Consider the following 8401-nt stretch of genomic DNA (forward strand, 5'->3'; position numbering starts at 1 on the left):
ATAAAGGCCTGGTTAACCTAAAAAAGCTATTACCACTCCCTTTTATAAACTTGCGCATTATTACCACATACGCAGTTGAAGCAGCATGCCTGCCCGGTGATAGCTTATTGTTTTATTACTTTTCTATTTTTCCGCGAAATACCCAAAAGGCCCAGCTATGGTAAAGAAGCGTGATCGGAATAATAAAGGCAATGCCGGTCAGAAGGAACGCTTGTGTTATACCTCCGGACGCCACCCTGTGTAAGTTCATTTCCCCCGGAATAAGCTCAGGGTAAATGCCTATCCCGGTCTGTATAACGATGGCAGCCAGTAAAATAAGAGTAACGGCCAGTTGTCTGAACGGGCTAAGCTTCTGTAATGCCAAAAGCGAAAAAAGCCATAACAGGACAATTGATAGGATCAACCCCTTACCCCAGGCCAGTTGCCATACCTGCTGCCACGGTGCAGGATTCATACATTGTATAATTAAAAACAAACCCAGACTCAGCAGTAAAAAATAACGGGTAAGTCTGAGGGTGCGTTTTTCCTTATTTTCAGCGACGCGCCAGCGTATCCAGCCGCAGCCCAGCAACATATACGCACAGATCAACCCTATACCACTGAGCATCGGATATAAGCCCAGCCAGGAATACGCGCCAGCGGCAATATTACCGCTGACGACTAAACCTGCGCAGATCCCCTGACAATATGCGGCAAGAGCAGAAGACGCTGGCAGAAGTTTATCAAGCCAGGCACGAATCCTCCCTGAGACCGTATCCCGGTATTCCAGCGCTAATGCGCGTAAAATCAGACTGAGCAACATTACAAATACCGGGATATACAGGGCACTGAAAAGGCGGGCATAAGCGGCAGGAAAAAGTGCAAACAATCCGCCGGCCAGCAACACCAGCCATGTCTCATTAGCATCCCAGATGGGTAGCATTGACTTTACAATGGACCGCTTTTGTTTCTCATCGTTAAAGAAAATAAGCAGCATCCCGGCACCTAAATCCGTACCGTCGAGCATCAGATACATCAGCAATGAAAATAACAGCATCGCCGCAGAGAGATCGGCTAACCATTCCATCACGAGCTCCTCAGGTTGAGGTCGGTATCGCGGTCACCACCACATCCGATCCCTGAGGTAAAGGACCGGAGGCGTAGCGCAGAAAGTGCCGCAAACCAAAACCGAAGACCAGACCATAAATCACTATTACACCGCAACATGAGGTGATGACCCATGAGAGTGGCATTGAGGATACACTCTCGGCGGTGCGCAGCATGCCAAAAATTGTCCAGGGCTGACGGCCAAGTTCGGTGACCAGCCAGCCGGCCAGCATGGCAATAAAACCTGACGGAGACGTCCAGACCAGCCACCAGAGCAATAGTCTGGCATCAAACAATCTGCCGCGTTTAAGCCGGTACGCCGCTACCGCACTGGTCATCAACATCAGTAACCCCAATCCCACCATGATACGAAACGAGAAAAAAACCGCAGCGACGGGAGGACGTTCATGCTCAGGAAATTCACTCAAACTCTTAATATGACCGGTCAGATTATGGCGAAGATAAAGAGAACCGATCATCGGTATCGCTATTTCCAGCTGATTGCGTTGCGCCTGTTGATCCGGCCAGGCAAACAGCCGCAGAGGTTCACCTTCTCCGGGGGCGGGCTGATGCCAGCTTCCTTCCATCGCGGCCACTTTCTGAGGCTGATAGTGAAGCGTATTTTCCCCATGCTGATCACCGACCACGATTTGTACCGGCGTTGCAACAACCGCGAACCAGATGGCTGCTTTCACCATGATCCTTGAGGTGGCTTCAGCGGGATGATGAAGCAGACGCCATGCGCCAATACCGGCAATCATAAATGCGACAGCAATCAGTGAGGCCAGCACCATATGGAAAAAGCGCCAAGCGAAAGAGGGGGCTGAAAGAAACGCCATCCAGTTTGTGGGATGGAAATTACCGTTTGCGTCACGCATAAAGTCCGCCGGCGTCTGCATCCAGGAATTAGCGGCAAGGATCCAGAAGGCGCTGAACAATGCTCCGGCTGCGACCAGACAGGTGATAACAAAATGCCACTTCGGCGGGATCTTCCCCATCCCGAATAGCATCACGCCCGTCAGCCCAGATTCCATAAAAAAGGCGATCAGCACTTCATAAAACAGCAGTGGCCCGATAATGCCGCCTGCTTTTTGCGAAAATACCGACCAGTTAGTGCCGAACTGAAATTCCATCACTACGCCGGAAACGGCCCCAACGGCAACGGTGATGGCAAAAATTTTCAGCCAGAAGTGCAGGGCAGTACCCGAGGCTGCCTGTTTACCCCATAGCCAGCGGGTTTCGAACCATACCAGAAACGGAGCCAGTCCTAAGGTCAGTGCAGCCAGCGTGATGTGCATTCCCATAGTGAGCGCAAACTGTCCGCGTGACAGCAGTAACACCCAGTCAGCTTCACTCATGCGTCTCTTTACCGGTATTTCGGGTCACAGGTTTCTGCTCTTCTTTCTGTATCTCTTCCCCAAAGGCTTTCAGGCCGTTAACGATCGGCATCAGCCCACGCCATAACGCCTCATCATTGAGCAGTTTCATCATGCCGAGTACCCCGGGCGCCGTCTCTTCGTGTTTCGGTTCGTTACGCTCATTATCCTGGCGTACCGCCATAACGCCGGATTTGAGCGCCTGCAGCAGATGATTAAAATGCTCCGGCGGGATTTTGCTCAGCGTGATAAACAGCAGGGACAGGTTTTGCATGGCATTCTGGCTGCCGGGCTGATTCATCCCGGCGACCAGAATACGCGCGATATCCGTATTTGCCCGTACCACATCGTTCAGCAAACGTAAAAACCCATGCTCATGCAGGCTCTCGGTTAAGGTATGCAGCATTTCCTGTGCGGTTGTTTCGGTGCTGGCAGGCGGCACCTGATATTCCTGTCGTTCAGCCATTAGAATTTCTCCGGATGTTCAACATGTTCAGGCGGCAGGCGATAACCATCCTGACGCCATTTATCTTCTGCTGGCACCTGGTTGATCGGGGTGCGCTGACCATAGCGGAAGTTTTCTCGCGGCAGGGGATCAGGTTGCGGAGTCCGCTCCAGTTTGGTCATCGTGACCGCGATTTCCTTATAAGCCGGGGTATTCACGTCCGGATCGTGGTGCTCTCCGGTCAGGCCATTCACGCCGGGTTTTCCATGATGAATGGGAATAAACAACACGTTACCGGCCACACGGTCCGTGATGAGCACCGGCACTTCCAGCGAGCCGCGGCGCGAAGTCAGGCGTACCCAATCCCCTTCCTGTAACTGACGTTCTGCCGCCAGCTGAGGGCCCACTTCCACATACCAGTTTGGCGAAAGGGAAGTGATCCTTCCTCCTTTGCCGGTCTGATTAGTTGACTGGAAGTGCTCAAGCATGCGGCCGTTATCGAGCAGCAAATCGTATTCGCTGTCGGATTCCTCCATGGGCGGATGCCACTCAAGCGGATACAGTCGTGCTTTGCCATCGGGAAATTGGAATTTGTCGGTATACAGCAGCGGCGTACTTTTACCGTCAGCACTGACCGGCCAAAGCTGAGAGTGCCATCCGGACAGGCGTTCATAACTGACACCTGCAAAAATCCCGGCGATATTTGCCGCTTCCTGCATAATCTGGCCAGGATGCTGGTAATACCAGGGATGGCCAAGTTTGGAGGCCAGCATCGTCAGGATTTTCCAGTCCGGGAGGCTTTCACCCAGCGGTTTCATTACCTCATAAAAACGCTGGATACGCCGTTCGGTATTCACGAAGGTGCCTTCTTTTTCGACAGACGGGCAACCAGGCAGCACCACATCTGCAAATTCTGCGGTACGGCTCATAAAAATGTCCTGGACCACCATAAATTCCAGTTTGCTGAAAGCCTCATGAACATTCGTCGAATCTGCATCGGAAAATGCGGTCTCCTCTCCGATGATGTACATCGCCTTCAGCGCACCTTTATCGGCCTGTTGTATCATCTTAAAATTGTCTGCGCCCGCCTTGTCAGAGAGTGCCGCAGGGTCGACGCCCCAGGCTTCCGCCCACTTTTCACGCACCGCCGGGTCGGTGACTTTTTCATAGCCGGGATAAACATTACTCAGGCAACCGAAATCACTGGCCCCCTGAACATTGTTGTGGCCGCGCATCGGATAACCGCCGGTGCCCGGACGGCCATAATTGCCGGTCACCAGCAGTAAATTCGACAGCGCCGTGCTGGTATCGGCTCCGTGGCTGTGCTGGGTGATCCCCATCGCCCACAGCAGACAGACGCTTTTCGCCTGGCCGATCATCTCCGCGGCTGATACCAGTGTTTCGACACTCAGGCCCGTGATCTCACTCGCATATTCCAGCGTGAACGGCATAAGAGAGGCATAATATTCCGCGACCTGATTGACCCGCTGGTTCAGGAACTCTTCATCGGCATAACCGTGGTCAAACATGTAACGTGACATGGCCGAAGCCCAGACCAGATCGGTTCCCGGCTTGATTTGCAGGAACAGATCTGCGCGGTCGGCCATTTCATGCCGCCGGGGATCGACCACCAGCAGTTTTTGCGACCGGTGTTTATGTGACTGCTTGATATGTGAGGCAATCACCGGATGGTTTTCCGCCAGATTACTGCCGATCGTGATAATCAGGTCAGCCTGCTGCATATCTTTGATGGTTCCCGCATCGCCACCATAGCCGACCGTGCGGAACAGCCCCTGTGTGGCCGGGTTCTGGCAGTAGCGTGAGGAATTATCTACATTATTGGTGCCAAAAATCAGGCGGGCAATTTTTTGCGTCAGGTAAGCTTCTTCATTGCTGGCCTTGCTTGAACCAATAAAACCGATGGCGTCTCCCCCATGACGTTGTGCGATTTCACGCAACCGGCGGGCAACGGTCTCCAGCGCTTCGTCCCAGCTGGCAGGGCGGAAGCGTCCATTTTCGCGGATCAGTGGTGTGGTCAGCCGTTCCGGGCTGTTGACAAAATCCCAGCCAAATTTTCCTTTTACGCAGGTCGAGATACCGTTTGCCGGCGCCTCCGCCACAGGCTGCACTTTCAGTATATGGCGGTCACGCGTCCACATTTCGAAACTGCATCCTACGCCACAATACGTACATACCGTCTTCGTCCGCTTGATTTCCGCCTGCCGCAGCGCATTATCGATCAGGGAAATAGCCGTCACCGGCTCCGCGCCAATACTGTTCTCCAGGGCTTTAACGAAATCGATCAGCGGACGTTTAACCGGTTCAGGCATGGCGGTAAACGGACCGGCATCCGGTTGCATGGTTTTTTCCAACAGTGCGTTGCACGGGCACACAGTGACGCAATGCCCACAACTGACGCAGCTTGAACCGGCGATTTGAGTCCCGCCATCCCAGCGTACGCGCGGATGAGCTTCGGTATAATCGATGGTCAGCGTTTCATTCACCTCAACGTTCTGGCAGGCTTCAACGCAGCGACCACAGAGAATGCACTGATCCGGGTCGTAAGTATAAAAAGGGTTAGAATGGTCTTTCCCGTAGGGTTTTCGCTCGAAAGGGTAATACTGAATCGGGATATGCATATCGGCGACAGTATTGTGCAGGGTGCAGTCACCGGTGTTGTGTTCGCAAACCGTACAATACAGCTCATGGCGGTTAAGTATGCGATCCATCCCTTCTTCCTGCGCTGCGCGCATGGCGTCGCTCTGACTGTTCACTGCAAGACCATCATAGGTAGTGAGCGTGCAACCGCGCACTTTTTCACCATCCCTTCTTCCTGCGCTGCGCGCATGGCGTCGCTCTGACTGTTCACTGCAAGACCATCATAGGTAGTGAGCGTGCAACCGCGCACTTTTTCACCATCCGCTTCTACCCAGCACACATTGCAGGTTTCCAGCGGTGGCAGCGCAGGGTGATAACAAACATGCGGCAGTTTTTTCCCCTGTTCTTGCAGAAAATCAATCAGCGGTTGATTAATCCTCCCCGTTAAAGGCTCGCCGTTATACAAAATCATGCATGTTTGTTGGTTCATTAAACCCCCGCGTTCCGGTTAATGAAAAAGGCAATTTCCGCCCTGCTGGTTTGTAAGGTTATGTATATGAGCTTAGCTAACATGCTTTTTTCTTCAATTAATAACGCCAGATTTACATATTCTTCAGATAAATCTGTAAATCAGGAAAAAGGGAGGGCTAAGCGAAGATACCTTATCTTATTGATATATTGGCGTCAGGATCATAAAAGCATGGAATTATCCCCGGCGTGGAGTGCTATATCAACAGGGCTTAGAACAGACAACCGTGAGAACCGTGGAACATGGCTGCCTGCTGAAACGCATTTCATTACATATCGCAGGATATATATCTTTATATTACAACTTTTTATCGCCTGACTCCGGTGCATCTGCAGGATGATATTTTTGATAATCTGGTTGAGGTTTATTCCTTTCCCGCTTATGAATATCCTTATCCCGTTCATGATCATGCCCGGATTTACTTTTATCTTGATCAGTGATGCCTGTCATTACAACAACCTCCCGTCATATTAATCGAACTTAAAGTATAGCCACAGGTATTGCGTGTAATGTGATTAAAAAGGATAACAATGACAGTCCTGACATTTAAATGTATAGCAAGCCCCTGTTTGTATTAAATGATTATTCATCAGGAGTCTCTTATAATAAATTGTTATTATGGTACTCTGAACTTGCTTATCGTGAAATATTATTCAGACTTTTAAAGCTGTTAAATTTAATTAGGAGGCTTGTATGAAGATCAATAATCAGGAGATTATCGATGAATGTTATCAATGCGCAGAAGCATGTGATCACTGTGCTACATCCTGCCTTAACGAAGAAGACATTGGCATGATGAAAGCTTGTATCCGGCTGGACATGCAATGCGCCGCGATTTGTCGTCTTGCCGCGCATTTTTTGGCGCTCCAAAGCGGCTATGCGCAACAGATATGTTATCTGTGTGCGGACATTTGTACCGCCTGTGCTGAGGAATGTTCGCAACATCAGCATGACCACTGTCAGTACTGTGCGAAGCGCTGCCGGCAGTGCGCCGATATGTGCAGTAAGGTCGCCGCGTAAATTTCCTCTCTTAAAAAGGCCTGCAATGCAGGCTTTTAACAAACCGTATTTAGTTACAACATTCACATGATTTCCTTCTACTACTCCGTGCAAATCTGAAGCTCCGAGCTGGCCCTTAATAACGGACCGTGCACAGCGGTAACACCCGTGTGGAACCTGGCCGCCCTGAAAAGCCGCGCCCGCGGGCCAAAGGCCCGGAACAGAGTGGCTTTAGGATGAATGTTGTAACTACTGCGGTTGTGTCGCTTTGAGAGGTTTTCCTTTTGTTTTAGAGTACACGCTCGTAAGCGCCTTTGCCGCTAACGCGGAGATACGCGCTGGCTTCGCCAGGACCACTCCGACCGCGTACATTAGCGTATCGTTGGTGTTAACAGGAATGGTCTTGCAGGGCGGGGGGGCGCCGCGTCACCGGCGACCATAAGCTGAGGTATCCTATGTGACACTATTTGTCGGCTTCATGTGCTAACGCACATAAATACAACTTAACCGCAATTTAATTAGGAATGTTTGATAATATACAACCGATACAAACAATTATGAAGTTGCTATAAGTACAGAGGAAACGGACCAACTGTACGATCAAATGTGCCGGATTGTTGGAGATTTAGTATTTACGTTACATGACCTGGCTATTGAACCTAAACACATAGTGATAGCGGATCTGTTGAGAACAGCGCTAACAGCAAAGATTGAGCGGCCAGAATCGATGATTAAATGTATGAAAGTGCCAATCAAAGTACTGGAAACGTACAGACCAGCCTGACGTTGTGTCGGATAAGCCGCAAGAAAGGGTGTCTTCAGGGGAAAAGCGCGCGGTGAGCGCATGTTATGGTAAATTGAATATCCATACGGACTTAATGGCATAAGCAAGGAATGATTATGTACGGTAATGATGAAATTATCAGCCATTTACAGGCCAATAAGATTCTTGCGTTAAAGCTCGATCACGCATTAACGGGTGTTAGAGAAGCGGTATCAAATCAGATTGAAACGATAGGTGCAGGCGCACAGCGTGCATTGTATTACACATCCTGTTTCACGGATGAATATCAGGACGTCTGTCAGAAACAAAAGACTGAGGATATTCGATTTTCTAAAGGAGTTTACCATCTTCTACAAAATGGCAATATTGCGTACGACATGCTTAAAATATATTTCGGAGAAATATTTAAATTTAAAACAACTGCTCAATTAGAACACATCAAGCAGCGGCTTATGGCTGTGAATGTCCATATTGCTGCAAGTTCACTCACAAATGTCGGGTTTTCTTTAGCTGTTGCATCATCCGTTACCATCGGCATGAATCTAAATCTTGAAATCAGCGCACTAGCAGGACGCAGGGCGGGC

At 50.2% G+C, this 8401-nt stretch carries 8 protein-coding genes and 1 pseudogene; 3 read left to right on the forward strand and 6 right to left on the reverse strand.

The window, feature by feature from the left end:
* Positions 1-115: 115 nt before the first annotated feature.
* The 6 genes and pseudogenes from J1785_RS06180 to J1785_RS06200 form a co-directional block, all read right to left on the reverse strand.
* Positions 116-1066, reverse strand: coding sequence for a cytochrome d ubiquinol oxidase subunit II (locus tag J1785_RS06180; RefSeq protein ID WP_217219045.1), 951 nt, complete (start codon positions 1064-1066; stop codon positions 116-118).
* Between the two features lie 10 nt (positions 1067-1076).
* Positions 1077-2444 carry a cytochrome ubiquinol oxidase subunit I gene (locus J1785_RS06185; protein ID WP_217219046.1) on the reverse strand — a complete coding sequence of 456 codons (1368 nt, stop codon included), beginning with the start codon at positions 2442-2444 and terminating at the stop codon, positions 1077-1079.
* On the reverse strand, positions 2437-2928 hold the full coding sequence (locus tag J1785_RS06190; protein WP_217219047.1) for a helical membrane plugin domain-containing protein: 492 nt from the start codon (positions 2926-2928) through the stop codon (positions 2437-2439). The genes J1785_RS06185 and J1785_RS06190 overlap by 8 nt, the downstream gene beginning before the upstream one ends.
* Positions 2928-5720: a formate dehydrogenase subunit alpha gene (fdhF, locus tag J1785_RS06195; protein ID WP_418952334.1), complete on the reverse strand. Its 2793-nt coding sequence runs from the start codon at positions 5718-5720 to the stop codon at positions 2928-2930. Before fdhF ends, J1785_RS06190 begins: the two co-directional genes overlap by 1 nt.
* A 70-nt stretch (positions 5721-5790) precedes the next feature.
* Positions 5791-5995 (reverse strand): annotated as a pseudogene (locus J1785_RS27005) (2Fe-2S iron-sulfur cluster-binding protein); the annotation flags it as partial.
* 336 nt (positions 5996-6331) lie between these two features.
* Positions 6332-6484: a hypothetical protein gene (locus J1785_RS06200; protein ID WP_217219048.1), complete on the reverse strand. Its 153-nt coding sequence runs from the start codon at positions 6482-6484 to the stop codon at positions 6332-6334.
* A gap of 243 nt (positions 6485-6727) precedes the next feature.
* On the opposite strand from J1785_RS06200, the gene J1785_RS26695 reads away from it, so the two are divergent.
* The 3 genes from J1785_RS26695 to J1785_RS06215 form a co-directional block, all read left to right on the forward strand.
* Complete coding sequence (locus J1785_RS26695) at positions 6728-7054, forward strand: four-helix bundle copper-binding protein (protein WP_129955360.1); 327 nt, start codon at positions 6728-6730, stop codon at positions 7052-7054.
* Positions 7055-7601: 547 nt separating this feature from the next.
* Positions 7602-7817 carry a DUF2767 family protein gene (locus tag J1785_RS06210; RefSeq protein ID WP_331252978.1) on the forward strand — a complete coding sequence of 72 codons (216 nt, stop codon included), beginning with the start codon at positions 7602-7604 and terminating at the stop codon, positions 7815-7817.
* A 116-nt stretch (positions 7818-7933) separates the two neighbouring features.
* A partial coding sequence (locus tag J1785_RS06215; protein WP_217219051.1) for a hypothetical protein occupies positions 7934-8401 on the forward strand: 468 nt, incomplete at its 3' end.

The organism is Rahnella perminowiae (assembly GCF_019049755.1).
GTDB classification, from domain to species: Bacteria; Pseudomonadota; Gammaproteobacteria; order Enterobacterales; family Enterobacteriaceae; genus Rahnella; species Rahnella perminowiae.

What these genes read in the sequence shown, in the direction of transcription:
- J1785_RS06180 (WP_217219045.1), bottom strand. Translation starts at nt 1,066, where the DNA reads ATGGAATGGTTAGCCGATCTCTCTGCGGCGATGCTGTTATTTTCATTG.
- J1785_RS06200 (WP_217219048.1), bottom strand. Translation starts at nt 6,484, where the DNA reads ATGACAGGCATCACTGATCAAGATAAAAGTAAATCCGGGCATGATCAT.
- J1785_RS06190 (WP_217219047.1), bottom strand. Translation starts at nt 2,928, where the DNA reads ATGGCTGAACGACAGGAATATCAGGTGCCGCCTGCCAGCACCGAAACA.
- J1785_RS06185 (WP_217219046.1), bottom strand. Translation starts at nt 2,444, where the DNA reads ATGAGTGAAGCTGACTGGGTGTTACTGCTGTCACGCGGACAGTTTGCG.
- J1785_RS26695 (WP_129955360.1), top strand. Translation starts at nt 6,728, where the DNA reads ATGAAGATCAATAATCAGGAGATTATCGATGAATGTTATCAATGCGCA.